We start from the raw sequence: 18,863 nt of genomic DNA on the forward strand, positions 1-18,863 counted from the left end.
ATATTTATCGTTGGATGGGTTCTGTGGTCTGCTCAGGATTCAGCGCACGTAAAGTGCTGCGAACTTCGAGTATGCTTCGTCGAAGTGCATGGGTTTCGGCGGAGACTTGAACCCGTAGGCGCAGATCTCGTTTACGGTGCCAAGCTTGCCGCTCTTCATGGACCTGTGGGTGGCCCTCAGGACGTCAAGGAGTACGTTGCCCGCGTTCGCCCCATCTGAAGAACGGAGGTAGACGTCGACCGAGATCCCGGAGTTCATGAAGCCGCTCGCCTCGAACCAGAAGTAACTGGTCCTGTCGTTTCCCATGTAGTCGACGAAATCAGTGGTGCCCGCGACCGTTTCGAACTGGTAGGGGACCTCGCTGGCGACAGAAGCGGTCTTCATAGTCCGTTTCGCAGCCTTGATCGACTCGTCCATGGTGTTCTGAGTCTCGGACCCCCCGCCAACGTCCAGCTGGTAGCTCTTTGAGACCTTAATCCCCCGCTTGACCATGAACCCGAGGAGTCCTCGGTGAAAGACCGTCCCGCCGAACTGGCTCATCAGGTCGTCCCCGACCAGAGGCAGCTTGGCCTTCTGGAACCCCGCGGTCAGCCTGTTCTTTCTCAGAAGGGAAGTCGGTGTGCAGTTCACGAAGGCACACCCTGCCCTCAGCGCCGCCTCGGCGTACTCCTCAGAGGAGGCGTCTGATCCCGAAGAAATCAGATTTACGAGCATGTCAGCGCCGGAGTCCTCCAACACGCTGGAAACCTCATCAGACCGTGCCTTCTCAGTCTTGGCGCCCAGGAGATGGGGAGCGAGGTCGCCTCTCGAAATCCCAGGGCTTACCTTTACGCCGGTCCTGCCGAGGTCGTCGTACTTCTTCGCGACGTTGGGCGGGGCGAAGGCCGCCTTTGAGAGGTTCAGACCGACCTTCCTCGCGTCGATGTCGAAGGCAGCCACGACTTCGATGTCCTTGGGTTTGAGGCCGGCGACGTTGGGGTGCCAGAGGCCCTTCGAGGTGTGTTCCGAGTAGAACTTGAGACCCTGAAGGAAGACGGAGGCACAATTGCCGACCCCGGCGATGGCTACCTTGACGGCCATTCCAGTCACTTGAACTTCGCGAAGGATGCGAAGAGGCCGACTATGACTAGGAGGATGCCCAGGGCGTAGTTGATCGTTACGATATCGGGGGCGATTCCGCTCGCGGTCGCGTTGGCGTAGGTGTAGTAGACCAGAGCGCCGCCGAACCCTAGTACTACGAGACCGAGGAGCCGGATCAGCGCGTCAACCCGCGACTGCTGGGCGGTGAATGTCATCGCTGTCTGTTTCGGGCAGAACCCGATGGGTATTTAGAAGTTCTCGGAGATGAGCCCTTTCATGGAGGCCCAAGAGGTGATCAGGGAGCTGAGGTCTCTGGCGGACCCGGGGTCTTTGAAGGGGATGGCCCGCTACGGGATATCCACCGGAAGTGCGCTGGGGCTCGCTATACCAACGCTGAGGAGGATAGCCAGGAAGACCGGCAGAGACCACGGGCTGGCCCTGGAGCTCTGGAAGAGCGGGATACACGAGGCAAGGATCCTCGCGGCCCTAGTGGACGAGCCAGCGAAGGTGACGGAACGCCAGATGGAGGCCTGGGTCGCCGATTTCGATTCGTGGGATGTGTGTGACGGCTGCTGCGGGAGTCTCTTTGACAAGACGCCCTTCGCCTTTTCCAAGGCACTGGAGTGGTCGAAGAGGAAGGAGGAGTTCGTGAAGAGGGCGGGCTACGTGCTGATGGCGGAGCTAGCCGTCCATGACAAGGCAGCCCCAGACGCAGCTTTCCTGAGGTTCTTCGGGGCGATCGAGAGGGGCGCGTCGGACCCAAGGAACTTCGTGAAGAAGGCAGTCAGCTGGGCACTGAGGCAGATTGGGAAGCGGAACAAGAGGCTGAACAGAGAGGCGTTGAACTTCGCTGCCAGGATCTCAGGGCTGGAGGGCGGAGCAGCGAGGTGGGTGGCCTCGGACGCGGCTCGGGAGCTTAGAAGCGAGGCGGTGCAGAAGAAGCTCAGAAGCTCTTCATGAGCTGAAGCTTCTCCGGAAGGTAGGTGTCGACGATGTATGAGAGGCCGTACCTGGCGAACGCCTCCTGTTCGCTCTTTTTCTTAATCTTCAGGAAGACGTCCAGCTCGTCGTGCCACATCTTGTCCGTGTATCTGGGGTCCTGCTTGAGCTCGTAGAGACGCTTGATGTCCACCTCGGTGAGTTTGTCGGAGGGCAGCTTGTACTTCACGATGTCGCTGGCCCAGACCCCGAGCCAGACGGCGTCTGGGGTCGTCAGCTCTCTCAGGTGGGCGGCGTTGGCGGAGCCGGACTTGCAGACCATGGCGATGTGGGCACCCCAGGGGTCTGCGTCGCAGAGTATCCCCACGGGAAGCTTGAGTTCCTGGTTAAGCCTGCGTAGGAGATACCGCGTCGACCTTGGGGGCTGCCCGGCCGTGTTGATCAGGAGGGCTTTGTACTTCTTGTGGACCCTCTCCTCGACGAACCGGGTGAAGAGGCCTCCCTTCTCTATGGCGAGGACCATCTCCGCGTCGGTGTCTGCGAACTCCGCGGTGGTCAACGCAGGCCCTATCATGACTCCATCTGGGTTTGCCGAAAGGTCTGCCTTCTTCCCTTCGTAGCCGGGGACTGTGTATTCGATGGTGAGATTCCCGAAGATCGCGCTCCTTTCCTCAGGGTAAATGTTCATGCCTTCCCTGGCCATTTGCATGAGGACCTCCAGGTCTGTGATCAGTTCGTCAGACTCTGCCTGGTCCATGAACTCGACGCCGAAGGCCTGGGCGGAATAGAAGACGTCCCTCAGGGTCGACGTGCGCTTCTCGTCGACGAGTTTCTTGGCGAAGTAAGCGAGCCAGATCAGCTGAGTAAAGGGGCGTATGTGCTTGATGTTCCCGGACGCCCTCTTCACCGTGGTGGGCCCCAGGATGAACTGCTGCAGCTTCTTGTCGTAGACTATGTTCCGGACAGACCTGCTGGCCATGGTGAGGCTGGGAAACTTCCCCTCGTCGAGGTCGTTGTAGACGCTGCTTCCCAGGTCCTTCAACAGGGCCTGGGCGCTGCTCTTCCTAGCTTCCGCTGTACTGGTCGATTTTCTTTTGCTCAATCTCTGTTTCCTTTGTGTTTTCGGGTGCTGCTTCGGACGGCATCTCTTCTCCGGCGGGCTGTGGCTCGGCCTCTTCATAGGCTCCCGAGTCCCCTTCTCCGATTAGCTTGCGGTACTTCGGCATGCGCTTCTCGCCGGCGAGCTCAGTCGAGAACTTCGCAATGAGCGGAAGGTACTTCCCGTAGATGTTCATCTTCCTCTGCACAGCCTCCATGCTTCCCTTCTTCGAGAGGAAGATGCCCAGCCTTCGAAGGGCCTCTCTCGCTGCGTTCTTGATTTCCCTCTCGATTTCAGGCCTGTCGGCGATGTACTCCTTTCCGACCGTCTTGTAGGGGATTCGGGTGCTACAGATGTGGGTGATGACCGCGACAGGCGCCTCCTGAGGCACGTGGTACCTCTTCCAGTCGACCCCCTCGTTGAGTACCTGGAAGCTGACGTCGCTGCTCTCGTCGTAGAGGAGTGGGATGCGGTTGGCGAACCGGAAGAGCCTCATGCCGGGCTGGAGGACCTTGCCGCCGTAGGCGACCCCCACTTCGACAAGGAAGGGGAATCCGGAGTAGGAGGACGGGGGCCTCGTCACCACGGTCGAGAACTCGGGCTGCAGCTCTTTGTTGATCCCCGCCAGGAGGATCTCCTCGCCCACTGGGGAGAGGACTGCGGCGTCGGGCTGGAGGAAGTCCGGGAATCGCTGCAGGGCATCCACCAACGAGACCACCTGGAGGTTGTTGAGCCGCTTCGGAGGGAGCTTCAGACTGACGCCTGCAAACTCGAGGAACTTGGTCGCTATCTTCTCTCCGACCCGGTGGAAGTTCGTGACCATGAAGGACTTCATGTCGTGTTCCTCGGAGAGCTTGACGATGCGCTTGAACGCTTCCACGTCTATCCCGTAGGGATGGGGGAGTGTCTCCATGGGAGCTGGGGGCATGGAGCTGGTCGCCCGCTCGTAGAAGGTTACCTGCCCAAGGGGGTCGACGAAGGTGATGTTCGCGTAGCTAGCTACGAGGGCAGTCTGCTTGAAGTAGTCGCCGATCTTCTGAGACGCCCTGAGGTAGTCGCCCTCGAGGGTGAGGTCGACTCGGGTGCCTGTCGTCCCGTTGGCGTCGGTCACGACCCGCTTCAGGACCACCGGCCTGTTCTCGCCGATGTCGATCATCATCTGGAAAGCGTACTTCCGCTTGCCGTCAGGCGAGGTGGTGACCATGACAGGCTTGTTAGTGGTAATCTGGCCGTAGAGAATCGCCATGGTCCCGCCCAGACCGAACATGCCACGGGACTGGCGGAGGACGTACTTCGAGCCGTAGAAGACCTTGCCGAAGGCGCTGGGCACGTGCTGGGGAGCGACCCCGGGGCCGTTGTCGATGACCGTGAGCCGGTAGGGCTTCGGGTCTGGGAAATCCGGGTTGGCGCTGTCGGAGATGATCCTGACGTACACTTCGGGGGGCTTGCCGGCGAGTTCGCAGGCGTCCATGCTGTTCTCGACGATCTCGCGCACCGCCATGTAGAGGGCTCGGGCTGGGTTGGTGAAGCCCGCCAGGTCGCGATTTCTGTAGAAAAACTCGGATGGTGAAATCTCAGCGAAGCTTGCCATCTGGCCTACCAAGCCCAAGCGGCGTAACTGCGCCGCTCCGAGTACACTGACACAATCAGACGTATTTCCGACAAATCTTCTTCCTTATGCTTACCGCTCCACCAGTATCGTTTTAAATCGGATATATGCTAATCCTCGAGTTTCCTCAGTTTCTCCGCCATGGTTTCAGGGGAGGTCCCTTCCCAGAGGAACATCCTCTCTAACTTGCGCTTCGACCTAACCTTCTGCAGCTCGTTGTAGACGGTCTTGTGCTGGCTCCCCGAGGCGAGCTTCCTGACCGCCTCTGATGCCAGCTGGACCTCGGTGGCCTCCCCGATTATCGCCACCGTCCGGCCGTACACCGACAGATGGCACTGGGTGAGCTCCTCGATAACCCGGCGCGATTTCCCTTTCAGCCCGATGACCCTGCCTCTGATCCTGTCCAGGGAGTTCTCGGTCTTGCCGAAATCCCTCAGGTCAATAACCTCGAAGGCGGTCCCCTCCTGCAGGAGGCGCTTGGCCCGCTGGGGGGAGAAGCCGCGGCCGATGGCTTCGATGACCCTGACGGCGACGAACGGGTCACCCTTTGGGGTCAGTTCTGACTTGATTGTCACGAGGCCTTCTCTGCTGTCCACCCCCAGCTTGACCCCGAGCTCCGCTTCAAGAGAGCGCTTGGTCGACCCCTCCTTCCCGATTACTGCGCCCACCCTCTCGGCGGGCACCCTGACGACCTGCTCGAAGCTCATCCTAGTATCTCCTCCATCCATGAATCCGCGTCCCTCTTGAAAATCCCGCGCTTCCTAAAGAACCTGACCATGTTGGAGACGTCTCGCCTCAGGTACTCTTCTGCCTGGGGGTGGGTAAGTAACACCGCTGAACCCATGTCGAAGAGGACCCTTTCTGCCCCTGACTTGAAGATGTTGAATTCGGAAAGGTCGGCGTGCACCAGCTTGGCCCCGCGGCGTAGTTTGGCGATGGTTTTGAAGGTCCAGTCGTAGTCCTCCTCGTCGACCTCCGATTCCGCGAAGTTCGGTGCGGGCTGGGGCGGGACGCCCACGTACTCCATCACGATGATATTCTTGTGGAACGCCAGAGGACTGGGGACCCGGACTCCGGCAGACTCGGCGAGCTGGAGGTTCTTGAACTCCTTCCGGGTCCACAGGTAGATGACGCTCCGGGTGTTAGAGGGGATGTTGGCGAACCTTCGGTCCCCCGCTATGTAGCCCAGACGTTTCCTGAAGTCGGATGAGGCCGTCAGGTAGATCTTCACAGCCACCGGCTCCCCCTCCGCGTCGACCCCATAGTACACCCGGGCCTCCTTTCCAGAGTTCACGACACCGTTGAGGTACCCCAGGTCCTTCCGGGCGACGAGGTCCTCGATGGCGAGCAGGGTCACCCGGTCGAAGACTTCCTCCATCACCTTGCGCTGGTTAGAATCCTTCCTCAGGTACCTGTTCTCGCGGTCGGAGCGGAGGAGCCTCGCCTTCATCCTCGGCGTTTCGTCTTCCTCTGAGATTGCGGGCGGGTCGTCTTCTTCGGCCACGCGTCAACTGAGGAAGGTGGAGGACTTAAGAAATTCACTTGGCCCCCCGTAGAGTTCGGCTCTACATCGGAGTTTTCCTTAAATTGGAGAGGCTGTGTGCATGAACTCCTAGCATCCGTGGCTAGGGAAGTGCTCGATTGTCAAACAGGAAAACGCCAGAGGACGAGGACCATGCAGGTCAGGCAGACGTAACCTCATCAGATGGACTAGTTGTCCAAGAAGGAAAGCAGGATGAGGAATTGCTTACCCGACTGAAGTACATGCAGGCGGACTTCGAGAATTACAGGAAGAGGACCGAGAAAGAGCTGAGGGACGTGGAGGAGGCGTCCGTGAGGAACCTTGTGGTCAGGCTGTTGAGCGTAGTCGACGAATTGGAGCTGGCGGTGGAGCACAGTGAAGGCGGGAGTGCGGGCAATGAGCTGACGGAAGGCGTCGAGATGGTGCACAAGAACTTGGTATCCGCCTTGGAGTCGGTCGGCCTCAGGAGGATAGTGGCGGTTGGAAAGGTCTTCGACCCCGCATTGCACGAAGCGGTCGAGAAGACGAGGGGAAGGTCGGCTGGAGCGGACATAGTGGTTGAGGAGATAAGGCCCGGGTACACCTTCCGGGGGCAGGTCATAAGGCCGAGCATGGTAAAGGTTGAATTGGCCAAGAAGGCGGCCCAAGAGGAGGCGAAGGCGATTGAGTAGCGCGAGAGAGAAGATAGTCGGGATCGACCTGGGGACGACGAACTCCGCCGCGGCAGTTATCGAGGGTGGGAGGCCGGTCGTGATACCCAGCGCCGAGGGCGCGACTCCTTCAGGGAAGATGTTCCCTTCGGTGGTCGCGTTCACACAGGACGGGCAGCTCCTCGTCGGCGAGCCGGCGAAGCGCCAGGTGGTCACCAACCCAGAGGGGACGGTGTTCGAGATCAAGCGGAAGATGGGGACGGACTACAAGGTCAGAGCCTTCGGGAAGGAGTACTCCCCTGAGCAGGTTAGCTCGTACATCCTCCAGAAGATCAAGCACGACGCGGACATCTTTCTCGGTTACCCCGTGAAGAAGGCGGTCATCACCGTGCCCGCTCACTTCAACGACAACCAGCGCCAGGCGACGAAGGATGCAGGGGAGATCGCCGGGCTGGAGGTGGTGAGGATCATCAACGAGCCGACAGCGGCCTCGCTGGCCTACGGGCTGGACAAGTCCGAGAAGGAGATGAAGATACTCGTCTTCAGCTTCGGGGGAGGCACCCACGACGCCACGATCATGGAGTTCGGGGGCGGGGTCTTCCAGGTTATCGCCACCTCGGGGGACACCCAGACGGGAGGGGCCGACGTCGACAACGCGGTGATCGAGGTGCTCCTTCAGGACTTCCGGTCGAAGACGGGGATAGACCTCAGGAACGACAGGACGGCCATGGCCCGGCTGAAGGAGGCGGCTGAGAAGGCGAAGATAGAGCTATCGAACCTCACTTCCACGGACGTCGACCTGCCCTTCATCGCCTCGGACCAGTCGGGGCCGAAGAACCTGCACTTCACACTCACCAGGACAAGGCTTGAGGAGGTCGCGAGGCCCATCGTCAGCAAGACCGAGGACACAATCAGGAGGGTGATGAATGAGGGGAAGCTCTCCCAGACCCAGATAGACAAGGTCATACTGATCGGAGGGATGACGAGGATGCCGCTGGTCAGGAAATTCGTGGAGGACGTAGCGGGCAAGCCTGCCGAGAGGGGAGTCGACCCCATGGAGGCGGTGGCGATAGGGGCGGCCATCCAGGGAGCCGTCCTCGCTGGAGAGATCAAGGACATACTCCTGCTTGACGTCACGCCCCTTTCGATGGGGGTGGAGACCCTGGGGGGCATCACCGAGCATCTTATCGAGAAGAACGCGACCATCCCGACGAAGAGGAGCAAGACCTTCACTACGGCGGCGGACTTCCAGACTGCGGTCACCATTCATGTCGTCCAGGGGGAGAGGTCGATGGCGGCTGACAACGTATCGCTGGGGATGTTCAACCTGACGGGCATCCCTCCTTCTCCGAGGGGAGTCCCCCAAATCGAAGTGACGTTCGATATCGACGCCAACGGAATACTCACCGTGGGGGCCAAGGACCTAGGGACGGGCAAGGAGAACAAGATCACCATCACGGCATCCACAAAACTCTCCAAGGAGGAGAAGGAGAGACTCGTCAGGGACGCGGAGTCGTACTCCGAGCAGGACAAGAAGAAGAGAGAGGAAGCCGAGCTGAGGAACGAGGCTGACTCCATCCTCTACACCACCGAGAAGACGAAGCGTGACGTGGAGGGAAAGGTCGACAAGGCGAGCCTGGATAGGGTGGACGCCGCCGCCCAGGAGCTGAGGAAGGCCCTGGAGGGGAAGGACGTGGCAGTCATCAGGGAGAAGAACGAGGCGCTCAAGAGGGTTCTGCAGGAAGTGGGGGCCTCGGTCTATCAGCAGGCGCAGAAGCAGGCTGCTCCTGAGGGAGGAGCTCCAGGAGGCCCTAACGTGAGCGACGCGGACTACAAGGTAGTGGACGAAGGGAAGTAGGGGCTAGGCTGGATGGCGGCAAAGGACTACTACGAGGTACTCGGCGTCACGAAGGGTGCCCCCAAGGACCAGATCAAGAACGCCTACAGAAAGCTGGCCCTGCAGTTCCATCCTGACAGGAACAAGTCGCCGGAGGCGGAGGCTCGTTTCAAGGAGATATCCGAGGCCTACGCCGTACTGTCGGACGACGAGAAGAGGAAGCAGTACGACTCTTACGGACGGGAGGGGGTCTATCAGAGGTACAGCCAGGAGGACATATTCAGGGGGGTGAACTTCGGGGAGTTCTTCCGGGGCGCAGGGTTCGGTGGCTTCGACGACATCTTCGCCCAGTTCTTCGGGGGAGGACAGGACCAAAGGGTGAGCGGGGGCGAGGACCTGACCTACCACCTGCAGGTCGGCCTGGAGGAGCTGGTGGAAGATTCCACCCGGGAGATCGAGGTGCCCAGGAGCGAGGTCTGCTCCAACTGCAACGGCAGCGGGGCCAGGCCGGGGACCTCTCCCCAGACCTGCAACGTCTGCGGTGGGACGGGCCAGGTCCAGAAGGTACAGTCGGCTGGTTTCGCGAGGCTGGTGAGGATAACGGCCTGCAGCAGGTGCGGAGGACGGGGGTACATCGTCGAGTCTCCCTGCAAGGAGTGCAGAGGGAAGGGGACGGTCCAGAAGACAAGGAAAATACGGGTGATGATTCCGGCCGGAGTAGAGGACGGGCATACGCTACGACTTCGGGGTGAGGGCAGCGCCGGGGAGAACGGAGTGCCTCCGGGGGACCTTTACGTCGTCGTGAACGTGGCGCCCCACAGGCTCTTCGCGCGGCGCGAGGGCGACGTCTTCATGGAGACAAAGGTCGGGATCGCAGAGGCGGCCCTGGGGACCGAGGTAGTGGTGCCGACGTTGTACGGAGACGTGAAGTTGAGCGTCCCTCAGGGGACCCAGCCCGGGGCGGTCTTCAAGGTAAAGGGCAAGGGACTGCCGAAGTATGGCGGCTGGGGGAAGGGGGACGAGTACGTCAAGGTCGGAGTCGAGGTGCCGAGGAACCTAAGCGGCGCCCAGAAGGATCTCCTGAAGAAGTTCAGCGAAGCGAACTAGCCGGCGAACTTGTAGATCATGAGGAAAGGAACCTCCTCGATCTCGCGGATCGCTTCGGGAGCGCCGACTTCGTTGTCCACGGCCAGGGACACGGACCTGGCGCCGGCAAGGTTCACGATGGAGCAGGTCCTTATCAGCCTGAGCGCCTCTCCCCTGTCGACCACCTCGCCCGAGTAGAACTCCTTCGACAGGTGGACCTCCAGCTTTCCCTCCTTGACCTTCCTCCCGACCAGCTCTTCGTCGCAGATGTTGACCAGGACCGTGCCCCTGAACTCTGCGGTCTTGACCGCAAAACCTCGGCCGGGCATGCTATGCAACCTTTGCTACCGAACGGGCTCCGCAGGCCTCGCAGACCATGAACCACATCCTCTTGTCCTTCTCGAGGTGGGTGTCGGGGCTCCCGCATACGGGGCATATCACCCCGTCCTTCACGTACCTCTGGAGCAGCTGGGAGAAAGAGTCCCTGTCCTTCCGGCCTATGAATATCGCACGCTCGCCGTCGAGGGAGGCGGCGGTAGCCAGCTCCTTGGCGAGGTACATCAGCACCCTGGGGGAGTCCCGCCTGAGCAGCTTCGGGAACTCGGCGTAGTTGCGGAATATCGTCTTGTTTCCGACCCAGATGACGTCCGGTTCAGGGAGCTCGAGACGGAGGGCGCCCGATTTCTTGGCGTCCTTGTCGAGGCCCGACCTTGCCCTTGAAAGCAGCTCGTCGTAGGAATGAGGCATCGGGCGATTCCTCCCTCTTGGGTATTTCAACTCTTCTCGGATAGGAGGGGGCTACGTCCGCTCAAAAGATTAAATCGCAAAGGGCCAAGGGCGACCCGTGAAGCCGAGGGCGGAAATCGGCGTCTTTGGCGGCTCAGGTTTCTACAGCTTCCTCAAGAACTCGAGAGAGGTCACGGTCAGCACTCCCTATGGGAGGCCCAGCGGCAGAGTCAACCTCTTGACGTTGGAGGGGAGGGAAGTTGCGTTCCTTCCGAGGCACGGTGTACGCCACCAGTATCCACCCCACAAGGTGCCCTACCGGGCGAACGTGCGGGCCTTCAAGCAGCTGGGCGTGTCGCGCATAGTCGCGCCGAACGCGGTGGGGAGCCTGAAGCCTGAGATCGAGCCTGGGGATCTTGTGATCTGCGACCAGTTCGTGAACTTCACGGCCGGGAGGGAGGAGACGTTCTTCGACGGGCCCGAGACGACCCATGTGAGCACGGCCGAGCCATACTGCCCCCAGATGAGGCAGGTCGCAGCGGATGCGGCGAAACGGCTGGGGATGAGGGTCAGGGGGACCGGCACTGTGGTTGTCATCCAGGGTCCGAGGTTCTCCACCAAGGCCGAGAGCAGGTTCTTCAGGAGCCAGGGGTGGGACGTCATCAACATGACCCAGTACCCGGAGGTGGTGCTGGCCAGAGAGCAGGAGATCTGCTACCTCAACATCTCGCTGGCCACCGACTATGACTCTGGGCTGGAGGGCGACCCCAGGGTGAAGCCGGTCTCCCACGAAGGGGTGATCAAGGTGTTCAACAGGAACATGGGGCGGCTTCGTGAGCTCATCGTAGAGATTGTGAAGGAGCTGCCACGGAAGCGCAGCTGCGAGTGCGGTTCGGCGCTGGAGCACGCGAGGTTGAGCGCCTGATGGACAGGCTCGAGAAGGACATCAAGAAGGCGATCAGGACTGTCCCTGACTACCCGAAGAAGGGAATCCCGTTCAAAGACCTCACGACCCTGTGGAAGGACGGGAAGCTGTCTCGCAGGGTGACCAGGGAGCTTGAAGCGAGGTGGAAGGGGAAGAAGCTGGACAAGGTGGTCGGGATCGAGGCAAGGGGGTTCATAGTCGGAGCTCCGCTCGCGGACAGGCTGGGGGTCGGGTTCGTCCCTGCGAGGAAAGTGGGAAAGCTGCCGGCAAAGAAGCTGAGCCAGAACTATGAGCTCGAGTACGGCAGACAGGGGTTGGAGATCCACGCGGATTCGATTTCGATGGGGGAGGGGGTGGTCTTGGTGGACGACCTGCTCGCGACGGGGGGGACTTCGAGGGCCGCAGGGAGCCTGGTGGAGAAGCTGGGGGGGGAGGTCGTGGGTTTCGCTTTCGTCACGGAGCTTGCCTATCTGAAAGGAAGGGACAAGCTCGCCGGGTACAAGGTTGATTCGCTGGCAAAGTATGACTCGGAATAGCAGGTTCGGAGTAATCACCGGCACCGGCGTCACGGAGCATTTCGGAGTCTCGGTGCCGGAGAAAGTGGAGACAAAGTACGGTTCTGCCCAGGTCTACCGGTCGGGGGAAGGGGGGTACTACTTCCTTCCGCGCCACGGGCCTGGGCATACGGTCCCTCCGCACATGATAAACTACCGGGCCAACCTGGCAGCCCTGGAGAAGCTCGGGGTGAGGAAGGTGATCGCGACGAGCGCTGTGGGGTCGATGAAACCCGGCTTCGGGGTGGGAAGGATCGGGCTCGTGGACCAGTTCCTTGACTTCACGAAACGAAGGAACGAGACGTTCTTCTCCGAGGAGGTGACACACACCGACATGACCAATCCGTACAGTTCGGGGCTGAACCGGGCCCTCGGTCGGGCGGGGGACGACTTCGGAGTGAGGCTCAGCAGGGGGCTGGTGTACGTCTGCGCCGAGGGGCCGAGGTTCGAGACAGCGGCCGAGATCAGGATGTACAGGAAGCTCGGGGGGGACGTGGTGGGCATGACGGGGGTCCCGGAGGTGGTGCTCGCCAACGAGAAGGACATGGAATATGCGTCGGTGGTCATCGCGACGAATTGGGCAGCCGGGATACAGAAGAAAGTGAGCCATGAGGAAGTCGTGAAGGTGATGAAGAAGACGGGGATGGTGGTCAAGGAGCTCATAGACGCAACGATAAAGCGCCTCGAATCAGGGGGTTCGGACTGACATGACAAAGGTGGCGGACCAGGGGCTGAGCACGGTAGGGGAGGAGAACTTTCTGTGGGCCAAGGCCCACATGGGGGCCCTCACCACGCTTGCTTCGAAGTACTCTCGGAAACGCCCCCTGGAGGGGGTGAAGCTGGGGGTGTGCCTCCACGTGACCAAGGAGACGTCGGTGCTGATAGACGTGCTGCTGCAGGCCGGAGCAGAGGTCAAGCTGGCGGCGGCGAATCCTCTGTCGACTCAGGACGACATCGCGGCATACCTTTCGACCAGGACGGACGTCTGGGCCTGGAGGGGGGAGACCGTCAGGGAGTACGACTGGGCGCTCAAACAAGTCCTGGCCGCAGGCCCCGAGCAGTTAATCGACGACGGAGCCGACCTGCACGTGGCGGCATTGGGGTCGCGCCCCAAGGGGATCGTGGGAGGGTCGGAGGAGACGACGACGGGGGTGATGAGGCTCAGGGCGCTGGAGGCGCAGGGGAAGCTCGCCTATCCTGTCATAGCGGTCAACAACGCCCAGACCAAGTTCCTGTTCGACAACAGGTACGGCACCGGGCAGAGCACCCTGGACGGCATAATGCGGGCGACTGCGCTGCTCCTCGCGGGGATGAGCGTGGTCGTCGTGGGCTACGGCTGGGTGGGCAAGGGGGTCGCCATGAGGGCGAAGGGCATGGGCGCCAGGGTGACCGTGGTGGAGATTGATCCAATAAGGGCGATTGAAGCGCACCTGGACGGCTTCGAGGTCTCGGACATCACCAAAGCTGCGGCAGGGGGCGAGCTCTTCATCACAGCTACCGGCCAGAAGAACGTAGTTCCCTACGAGGCCATAGCAAAGATGAAGGAGGGCGTGATTCTCGCCAATGCAGGGCACTTCGACGTGGAGATAGACGTGAAGACCCTCCTTTCGAAGAGCACCAGTGTGAAGGCAGTCAGGACCCATGTGGATGAGGTGACGCTCCCAGGCGGGAAGAAGGTGTACCTGGTGGGGAAGGGAAGGATAGCGAACCTGGTGGCGGCCGAGGGGCACCCGCCGGAGGTCATGCAGATGTCCTTCGCCAACCAGTTCATGGCGGCCTTGCACCTACACGACAACCATTCGCAGTTGGAGAAGAAGGTCTACGGAGTCTCGCCAGAGGCCGAGGACGAGATCGCGAGGGCTGCGCTGAAGTCCATGGGGGTCTCGATAGGGACGCAGACGGAGGAGCAGAAAGAATATGCGAAGAGCTGGGAGCTCTAGAGCTCGGAAAGGTTAAAACCGCGCGGTCGGCCGTTTCACTCGGTGGATGAGCTCAGCCAGAACAGGGTCATAATCACAGCCGCGCTGCCCTACGCCTACGACGACCTCCACCTCGGACATGTTGCGAGCACTCATCTCCCTCCGGACATCCTCTACAGGTACCTCAAGCTGAGGGGGGTCGAGGTCTCCCAGGTCTGCGCGTCGGACGACTACGGGACCCCGATCCTCATCGCCGCGGAGAAGAAGGGAAAGCAACCCAGCGAGTACTCCGGCGAGTGGAACAAGAGGTTCAGGGACGACCTTGAGAAGCTCGGGATAGTCTATGACGTCTTCGACAGGACGAGCTCGCCTGAGAACGTTCAGCTAGTCCAGAGGTTCTTCACGAAACTCAATGAAAACGGGTTCATCTTCGTGTCCGAGGTCGACCAGTTCTACTGCGAATACGACAAGAAATTCCTTCCTGACAGGTATGTGAAAGGCAAGTGCCCCTATTGCGGGGCTGAAGACCAGTATTCGGACGCCTGCGAGAACTGCGGAAGGACGCTCCAGCCTGGCCAAGTCTTGAACCCCCACTGCTCCATCTGCGGGAGGGCCCCGGTGATGAGGAAGAGCAGCCACTACTTCTTCAAGCTCTCCGCCTTCTCCAAGAGACTCGAGGAGTGGCTGAACGGGAACAGGGACCTGCAGCCAGATGCGAGGAACTACGTGCTAAACTGGATAAAGGACGGGCTCCAGGACTGGGACATCACCAGGGACATCTCCTGGGGGGTCCCGATACCGCTCAAGGAGGCGGAGGGAAAGGTGCTCTATGGCTGGTTCGACAACCATCTTTGTTACATCACCGCCGCGTTGAAGGCGGCGGGGAAGGAAGGTGAAGAAGGCAGAGAGTACTGGAACGGGGCCAGGGTCTACCACTTCATAGGCAAGGATATCGTCTATCACCACTACCTGTTCCTCCCGAGCATGAGGATGGGAGAGGGGGAGTACAAACTCCCGGACCTCATCCCCACACGAGGACACCTGCTTCTCTCCGGAAAGAAGATCTCCAGGAGCAAGCACTGGATGATCACGGTCAGGGACTTCGTGGAGCGGTTCCCGCCAGACTATCTGAGGTTCTACCTGACGAGGATCGTGCCCTACAGCCAGTCAGACGCGAACTTCGACCTGCAGGAGTTCGGGGACAAGATAAACAACGAGTTGGTTGCGAGCATAGGCAACTTCGTCTACAGGTCGTTGGTCTTCGTCAAGAACCGCCACGGGGGAGTAATCCCAGCCCCCGGGAAGGCGGGGGACGAGGAGGAAGCTGTGGTCGAGGCGCTCAGAGACGCGGTGAAGGAGACCGGGGAGCTGATTGACAGGGGGCACTACGACAGGGCCTTGAAGAGGGTCCTGGACTTCTCTGCCGAATGCAACCGGTACTTCCAGCGCAAGGCCCCCTGGGAGAAGGGCGAGGATGAACCGACCGCGATATACTACTCCTGCAACCTGGTCGCAGGCCTCGCCACCCTGCTCGCCCCGTTCGTCCCCTTCAGCTCTGCGGAGATCTGGGCCCAGCTTGGGTTTGGGACTCCCCTCCAGAGCGACGGATGGGAGAAGGCAGCGGAGCTAAGGGTGAAGGCCGGCCAGAGGATAGGAGACCCCGCGCCCATCTTCAGAAAGGTCGAAGACAAAGACCTTGGGAAAGTGCGGGTTCTTCTTGGCTGATTAGTCGCAGGCCGGGATGCTTTCCAGGCCTTCGAGAAGCGAAGAGTCCATCTCGTCGTCCATGGTCCTGCCTTTCAGGGCCTTGGTCAGAGGGTCGTAGTCATCGTACTTCGTCGACGTGAACCCGGACGCCAAGAGGCTGACCTGGAGCTGGGTGGTCCCCGAGTAGTTGACGCCGTACTCCACGTCCACGGCCTGGTTGTTGAGCATCGACCCGAGGCGCTTGACCACGAGGCCGACCTCCTGGCCGGAGAGAGACGCGTCGCCGTTGAGCATCACCACGGCCCTGCTTGCTTCCTTTGCCTCGGCGAGCTTGCCAATGGACACGACGGCCCCGGCGAGGGCTTCTTCGGCCTTGTCGAAGGAGCCGCTGTTGGACACGCCCAGGAGAGAGTACCCATCCTGGAGCACCGTCCCGAGTATTTTGTTCAGCCCTACGGGGACGGATGGTCCCGTGGCCTTCGAAAGAAGCGAACCCAGCGCCTTGACCGCTTCCTTGTTGGCCGTGTCGTAGACGGCGGTGAGGGTCGAGTCGTCGGGGGCGGACCTCATCAGCGTGTCATTGTCGACGACGATTACTCCCCTCGAGGCCTCCCTGAGACGCCTGAGTGCGACTCCCGCGTAGAACTTCATCTTCTTCTCGAACTCGAAGGGCATCACCGCAACGCCCACTGTCGTGGCGCCGCAGTCCCTCGCGATAGCAGCCACCAGAGGGGCGAGGCCGCTGCCCGTCGCGCCCCCGAGGCCGGCCACCACGAAGACCACCTTGGACCCCGAGAGCGCTTCCACGATCTTGGAAAGCGACCTGGACGCGAGGCCCCTGACTAGAGCTGGCGTCAGCTTCTGGTCCACGGGAGAGTCGATGAGCGTCGTTTCGTCAGATTCCACGAAGGCGAAGTCTCCTCTGTCGCACGACACATAGGCGAACTTGTCGATGAGCAGGGACCTTCTGCTCAGGAGCGAGACGATCCTGCTGCCTGCGCTCCCTATTCCTACCGCTGTGATTTCTGCATGAATATTGTCTGACATTGCCGGGGCAGGCGTAGTTAGGGCTGGGGATTTACAAACCCATGAGTCAATTTAGTTCACAAAAGATTCAGTTTTGTTTACGTTGAGTCCTCTGCGCGCCCCGGAGGACCTAGGCCGGGTTCGGCTTCGCGTCTTCCTTGTTCACGATCTTGTTGACGAGCTCATCCATCATGTGGCCGGTGCACTCCACGCGGACTGACTTCACTCCATCCGTCGAGAGGGCCGTCTGTCTTATGCTCCTCCCCGTGTCGACCGCCAGGGGGCTGTAGGCAGAGAGCGTCCTGAACTTCACCCGCACCGAGCCTTCGGACATTTCGGTGACCTCGGTGATGATGTTCAGCTCCCCGTACTTCCTCGAAGTTTCTTCATCGATGAGTTCGTCGAGGCGCTCCGAAACGCGCTTCGTCAGGTCGCTCTCCACGGTGGCGCTTCGGGAATTCCAGGAGGATATATGACCTTTGGGTCTACCAATGGACTTTCAGGGTGAGCGGGTGGGAGGCCTTGACCTCGTCCACCTTTCCGACGCTGGTGTTCCGGGGCACTTCTCCCAGGGTGCCGTCTTTCATCGATCTGTAGATGGCGTTCAGGGATTCGGCGTATTCGTTCAGCATCTCCAGGGGTTCGGATTCCGTGGGCTCGATCATCAGGGCTTCGCTTACGATCAGGGGGAAGTAGACAGTGGGCGCGTGCATTCCTCTGTCCAGGATGGCCTTCGCAACCTTCATGGCGCCGCCAGGGAGTTCGCTCCTGACGGAGACGACGGCCTCGTGCTTCCTGTGGAGGCCTTTGCCGTGAGACGTGGGGAAGGCCCCCGGGTCCAGGTTCTTCCACAGGTAGTTCGCGGCAAGCACAGCGAGAGATGAGACGTTTGAGAGGCCGGTCGAACCCAGGAGAGAAATGTAGACGTAGGCGCGGAGCAGGACCGCCGAGTTGCCCACGAATCCTTTGAGCGGCCCGATGGAATTCTTGAGTCCGTAGTCGAGGGAATAATGGCCCCGCTTCTCTGAAATCACAGGCACGGGGAGGTAGTCCGCCAGCTTCCGGGTCGCTCCGACCGGCCCCGCTCCAGGCCCTCCGCCTCCGTGGGGGGTGGCGAAGGTCTTGTGAAGATTGAGGTGGACCACGTCGAATCCCATGTCCCCTGGACGGGCCCTCCCGAGGAGGGCGTTCATGTTGGCCCCGTCGTAGTACATTAGGCCTCCGGCACGGTGGACGGCGTCGCACACTTCAGCCACTTCGCTCTCGAAGAGTCCGAGGGTGTTGGGGACGGTGAACATCATGCCAGCTGTCCTCTCGGAAGTGAGCTCCTCCACGGTCTTCGCCCTTACGAGGCCTGTCGAGTCGGAGGGGACCTTGACGACCTTGAAACCTGCCATGGCAGCGCTCGCCGGATTGGTGCCGTGGGCGGAGTCAGGCACGAGGATCTCGTCCTTCGAGGCTCCACCGTGGTCCCGTAGGTACTTGCGGATCATCAGGACCCCTGCGAACTCGCCCTGGGCCCCGGCTGCGGTGGACAGTGAGAACCTGGACATCCCGGTGATCTCGCTGAGCGAACGCTCAAGGTCGTAGAATATGCCAAGGAGTCCCTGGACGGTTTCCTCGGGCTGCAGGGGGTGGGCCTGCTTCATCGAGTCGGAGGAAGCGATCATCTCGGAGACCTTGGGGTTGTACTTCATGGTGCAGCTCCCCAGGGGGTACATGCCGAGCTCGACGGAGAAGTTCATCTGAGAGAGCCTGTTGAAGTGTCGGAGGACCTGGAGCTCCGATAGCTCCGGGAGGTTCACCGATTCGCGCCTCATCGAGGCGGGGACAAGGGAACCGGGGACCCCTGCCTTCTTCCTGATCTGCTCGTCGGACGGGACCAGCATCCCCACTCTACCTGGCCTGCTGAGTTCCTTGAGAAGCGGCTCGTTCCAGTAGGCCTGCCTGAACTTGGCCATCTTAGATCGAACCCTCGATCGCGTCGGCGAGCTTTTCGATGTCTTCGCGGGTGTGGACTTCGGTGACGCAGAAGGACGCGGCTTGGCTGCGGAGGCCGAAGCTCCTGTCCATTGGGTACCCTCCGAGGACCCCTTTCTTCGCCAGGCGCTTGAACACCTTCGACGCGTTAGCCCTGTCGTAGGATACGACGAACTCCTTGAAGAAGGAACCGTGGAAGTGAGG

Annotated in this window: 21 protein-coding genes; 9 read left to right on the top strand and 12 right to left on the bottom strand. The window is 60.8% G+C overall.

Translation table 11 applies throughout. From position 1 onward, the window contains the following. Nucleotides 1–39: 39 nt before the first annotated feature. Nucleotides 40–1,080 (bottom strand): hypothetical protein, encoded by a 1,041-nt coding sequence (locus OK438_06715; GenBank protein ID MDA4125119.1) that lies wholly within the window; start codon nt 1,078–1,080, stop codon nt 40–42. A 5-nt stretch (nt 1,081–1,085) separates the two neighbouring features. Then, nucleotides 1,086–1,295, bottom strand: coding sequence for a hypothetical protein (locus OK438_06720; protein ID MDA4125120.1), 210 nt, complete (start codon nt 1,293–1,295; stop codon nt 1,086–1,088). Nucleotides 1,296–1,356: 61 nt separating this feature from the next. Here OK438_06720 and OK438_06725 point away from each other — a divergent pair, with 61 nt between their 5' ends. Next, a complete protein-coding gene (locus tag OK438_06725) occupies nt 1,357–2,040 on the top strand; it encodes a DNA alkylation repair protein (GenBank protein MDA4125121.1) in 684 nt (227 codons plus the stop codon). Here OK438_06725 and OK438_06730 read toward each other — a convergent pair. From OK438_06730 to OK438_06745, 4 genes are all read right to left on the bottom strand, one after another. Then, nucleotides 2,024–3,121: a DNA topoisomerase IV subunit A gene (locus tag OK438_06730; protein MDA4125122.1), complete on the bottom strand. Its 1,098-nt coding sequence runs from the start codon at nt 3,119–3,121 to the stop codon at nt 2,024–2,026. The genes OK438_06725 and OK438_06730 overlap by 17 nt on opposite strands. Further along, complete coding sequence (locus OK438_06735; GenBank protein MDA4125123.1) at nt 3,084–4,709, bottom strand: DNA topoisomerase VI subunit B; 1,626 nt, start codon at nt 4,707–4,709, stop codon at nt 3,084–3,086. The genes OK438_06730 and OK438_06735 overlap by 38 nt, the downstream gene beginning before the upstream one ends. 128 nt (nt 4,710–4,837) lie before the next feature. Further along, entirely contained in the window at nt 4,838–5,434 is a 597-nt protein-coding gene (locus OK438_06740; protein ID MDA4125124.1) for a KH domain-containing protein, read from the bottom strand. Continuing rightward, a complete protein-coding gene (locus tag OK438_06745) occupies nt 5,431–6,231 on the bottom strand; it encodes a serine protein kinase RIO (protein ID MDA4125125.1) in 801 nt (266 codons plus the stop codon). Before OK438_06745 ends, OK438_06740 begins: the two co-directional genes overlap by 4 nt. Before the next feature lie 137 nt (nt 6,232–6,368). Between OK438_06745 and OK438_06750 the strand changes: the two genes are divergently transcribed. The 3 genes from OK438_06750 to dnaJ are packed head-to-tail and all read left to right on the top strand — an operon-like array spanning nt 6,369 to nt 9,843. Continuing rightward, nucleotides 6,369–6,920, top strand: a complete 552-nt coding sequence (locus OK438_06750) for a nucleotide exchange factor GrpE (GenBank protein MDA4125126.1) — start codon at nt 6,369–6,371, stop codon at nt 6,918–6,920. Then, complete coding sequence (dnaK, locus tag OK438_06755) at nt 6,913–8,757, top strand: molecular chaperone DnaK (GenBank protein MDA4125127.1); 1,845 nt, start codon at nt 6,913–6,915, stop codon at nt 8,755–8,757. Before OK438_06750 ends, dnaK begins: the two co-directional genes overlap by 8 nt. A 12-nt stretch (nt 8,758–8,769) precedes the next feature. After that, a complete protein-coding gene (dnaJ, locus tag OK438_06760) occupies nt 8,770–9,843 on the top strand; it encodes a molecular chaperone DnaJ (GenBank protein MDA4125128.1) in 1,074 nt (357 codons plus the stop codon). Here the strand turns inward: dnaJ and OK438_06765 are convergent. Next, nucleotides 9,840–10,151 (bottom strand): DUF424 domain-containing protein, encoded by a 312-nt coding sequence (locus OK438_06765; protein MDA4125129.1) that lies wholly within the window; start codon nt 10,149–10,151, stop codon nt 9,840–9,842. The genes dnaJ and OK438_06765 overlap by 4 nt on opposite strands. Nucleotide 10,152: 1 nt before the next feature. Continuing rightward, the gene (locus OK438_06770) at nt 10,153–10,569 is read right to left on the bottom strand and encodes a translation initiation factor IF-2 subunit beta (protein ID MDA4125130.1); all 417 of its coding nucleotides are present in this window, start codon (nt 10,567–10,569) and stop codon (nt 10,153–10,155) included. A gap of 97 nt (nt 10,570–10,666) precedes the next feature. On the opposite strand from OK438_06770, the gene OK438_06775 reads away from it, so the two are divergent. The 5 genes from OK438_06775 to metG are packed head-to-tail and all read left to right on the top strand — an operon-like array spanning nt 10,667 to nt 15,671. Continuing rightward, complete coding sequence (locus OK438_06775) at nt 10,667–11,473, top strand: S-methyl-5'-thioadenosine phosphorylase (GenBank protein MDA4125131.1); 807 nt, start codon at nt 10,667–10,669, stop codon at nt 11,471–11,473. Beyond that, the gene (locus OK438_06780) at nt 11,473–12,009 is read left to right on the top strand and encodes an adenine phosphoribosyltransferase (protein ID MDA4125132.1); all 537 of its coding nucleotides are present in this window, start codon (nt 11,473–11,475) and stop codon (nt 12,007–12,009) included. The genes OK438_06775 and OK438_06780 overlap by 1 nt, the downstream gene beginning before the upstream one ends. Next, nucleotides 11,996–12,733, top strand: a complete 738-nt coding sequence (locus OK438_06785) for an MTAP family purine nucleoside phosphorylase (protein MDA4125133.1) — start codon at nt 11,996–11,998, stop codon at nt 12,731–12,733. Before OK438_06780 ends, OK438_06785 begins: the two co-directional genes overlap by 14 nt. 1 nt (nt 12,734) lies before the next feature. Continuing rightward, complete coding sequence (locus OK438_06790; protein ID MDA4125134.1) at nt 12,735–13,967, top strand: adenosylhomocysteinase; 1,233 nt, start codon at nt 12,735–12,737, stop codon at nt 13,965–13,967. Between the two features lie 42 nt (nt 13,968–14,009). Continuing rightward, a complete protein-coding gene (gene metG, locus OK438_06795) occupies nt 14,010–15,671 on the top strand; it encodes a methionine--tRNA ligase (protein ID MDA4125135.1) in 1,662 nt (553 codons plus the stop codon). Here metG and OK438_06800 read toward each other — a convergent pair whose 3' ends face one another. From OK438_06800 to OK438_06815, 4 genes are all read right to left on the bottom strand, one after another. Next, nucleotides 15,672–16,700 carry a hypothetical protein gene (locus OK438_06800; protein ID MDA4125136.1) on the bottom strand — a complete coding sequence of 343 codons (1,029 nt, stop codon included), beginning with the start codon at nt 16,698–16,700 and terminating at the stop codon, nt 15,672–15,674. It abuts the gene before it with no gap. 109 nt (nt 16,701–16,809) lie between these two features. Further along, nucleotides 16,810–17,121: an iron-sulfur cluster assembly protein gene (locus OK438_06805; protein ID MDA4125137.1), complete on the bottom strand. Its 312-nt coding sequence runs from the start codon at nt 17,119–17,121 to the stop codon at nt 16,810–16,812. Nucleotides 17,122–17,164: 43 nt separating this feature from the next. Beyond that, nucleotides 17,165–18,640 carry an aminomethyl-transferring glycine dehydrogenase subunit GcvPB gene (gene gcvPB, locus OK438_06810; protein ID MDA4125138.1) on the bottom strand — a complete coding sequence of 492 codons (1,476 nt, stop codon included), beginning with the start codon at nt 18,638–18,640 and terminating at the stop codon, nt 17,165–17,167. Between the two features lies 1 nt (nt 18,641). After that, nucleotides 18,642–18,863, bottom strand: a 222-nt coding sequence (locus OK438_06815) for an aminomethyl-transferring glycine dehydrogenase (protein ID MDA4125139.1), incomplete at its 5' end; no start/stop codon positions are given.

Source organism: Nitrososphaerota archaeon, from assembly GCA_027887005.1.
GTDB lineage: Archaea > Thermoproteota > Nitrososphaeria > Nitrososphaerales > Gagatemarchaeaceae > UBA183.

What these genes read in the sequence shown, in the direction of transcription:
- OK438_06715 (MDA4125119.1), bottom strand. Translation starts at nt 1,080, where the DNA reads ATGGCCGTCAAGGTAGCCATCGCCGGGGTCGGCAATTGTGCCTCCGTC.
- OK438_06720 (MDA4125120.1), bottom strand. Translation starts at nt 1,295, where the DNA reads ATGACATTCACCGCCCAGCAGTCGCGGGTTGACGCGCTGATCCGGCTC.
- OK438_06725 (MDA4125121.1), top strand. Translation starts at nt 1,357, where the DNA reads ATGGAGGCCCAAGAGGTGATCAGGGAGCTGAGGTCTCTGGCGGACCCG.
- OK438_06735 (MDA4125123.1), bottom strand. Translation starts at nt 4,709, where the DNA reads ATGGCAAGCTTCGCTGAGATTTCACCATCCGAGTTTTTCTACAGAAAT.
- OK438_06740 (MDA4125124.1), bottom strand. Translation starts at nt 5,434, where the DNA reads ATGAGCTTCGAGCAGGTCGTCAGGGTGCCCGCCGAGAGGGTGGGCGCA.
- dnaJ (MDA4125128.1), top strand. Translation starts at nt 8,770, where the DNA reads ATGGCGGCAAAGGACTACTACGAGGTACTCGGCGTCACGAAGGGTGCC.
- OK438_06765 (MDA4125129.1), bottom strand. Translation starts at nt 10,151, where the DNA reads ATGCCCGGCCGAGGTTTTGCGGTCAAGACCGCAGAGTTCAGGGGCACG.
- OK438_06770 (MDA4125130.1), bottom strand. Translation starts at nt 10,569, where the DNA reads ATGCCTCATTCCTACGACGAGCTGCTTTCAAGGGCAAGGTCGGGCCTC.
- OK438_06780 (MDA4125132.1), top strand. Translation starts at nt 11,473, where the DNA reads ATGGACAGGCTCGAGAAGGACATCAAGAAGGCGATCAGGACTGTCCCT.
- OK438_06785 (MDA4125133.1), top strand. Translation starts at nt 11,996, where the DNA reads ATGACTCGGAATAGCAGGTTCGGAGTAATCACCGGCACCGGCGTCACG.
- OK438_06790 (MDA4125134.1), top strand. Translation starts at nt 12,735, where the DNA reads ATGACAAAGGTGGCGGACCAGGGGCTGAGCACGGTAGGGGAGGAGAAC.
- OK438_06800 (MDA4125136.1), bottom strand. Translation starts at nt 16,700, where the DNA reads ATGTCAGACAATATTCATGCAGAAATCACAGCGGTAGGAATAGGGAGC.
- gcvPB (MDA4125138.1), bottom strand. Translation starts at nt 18,640, where the DNA reads ATGGCCAAGTTCAGGCAGGCCTACTGGAACGAGCCGCTTCTCAAGGAA.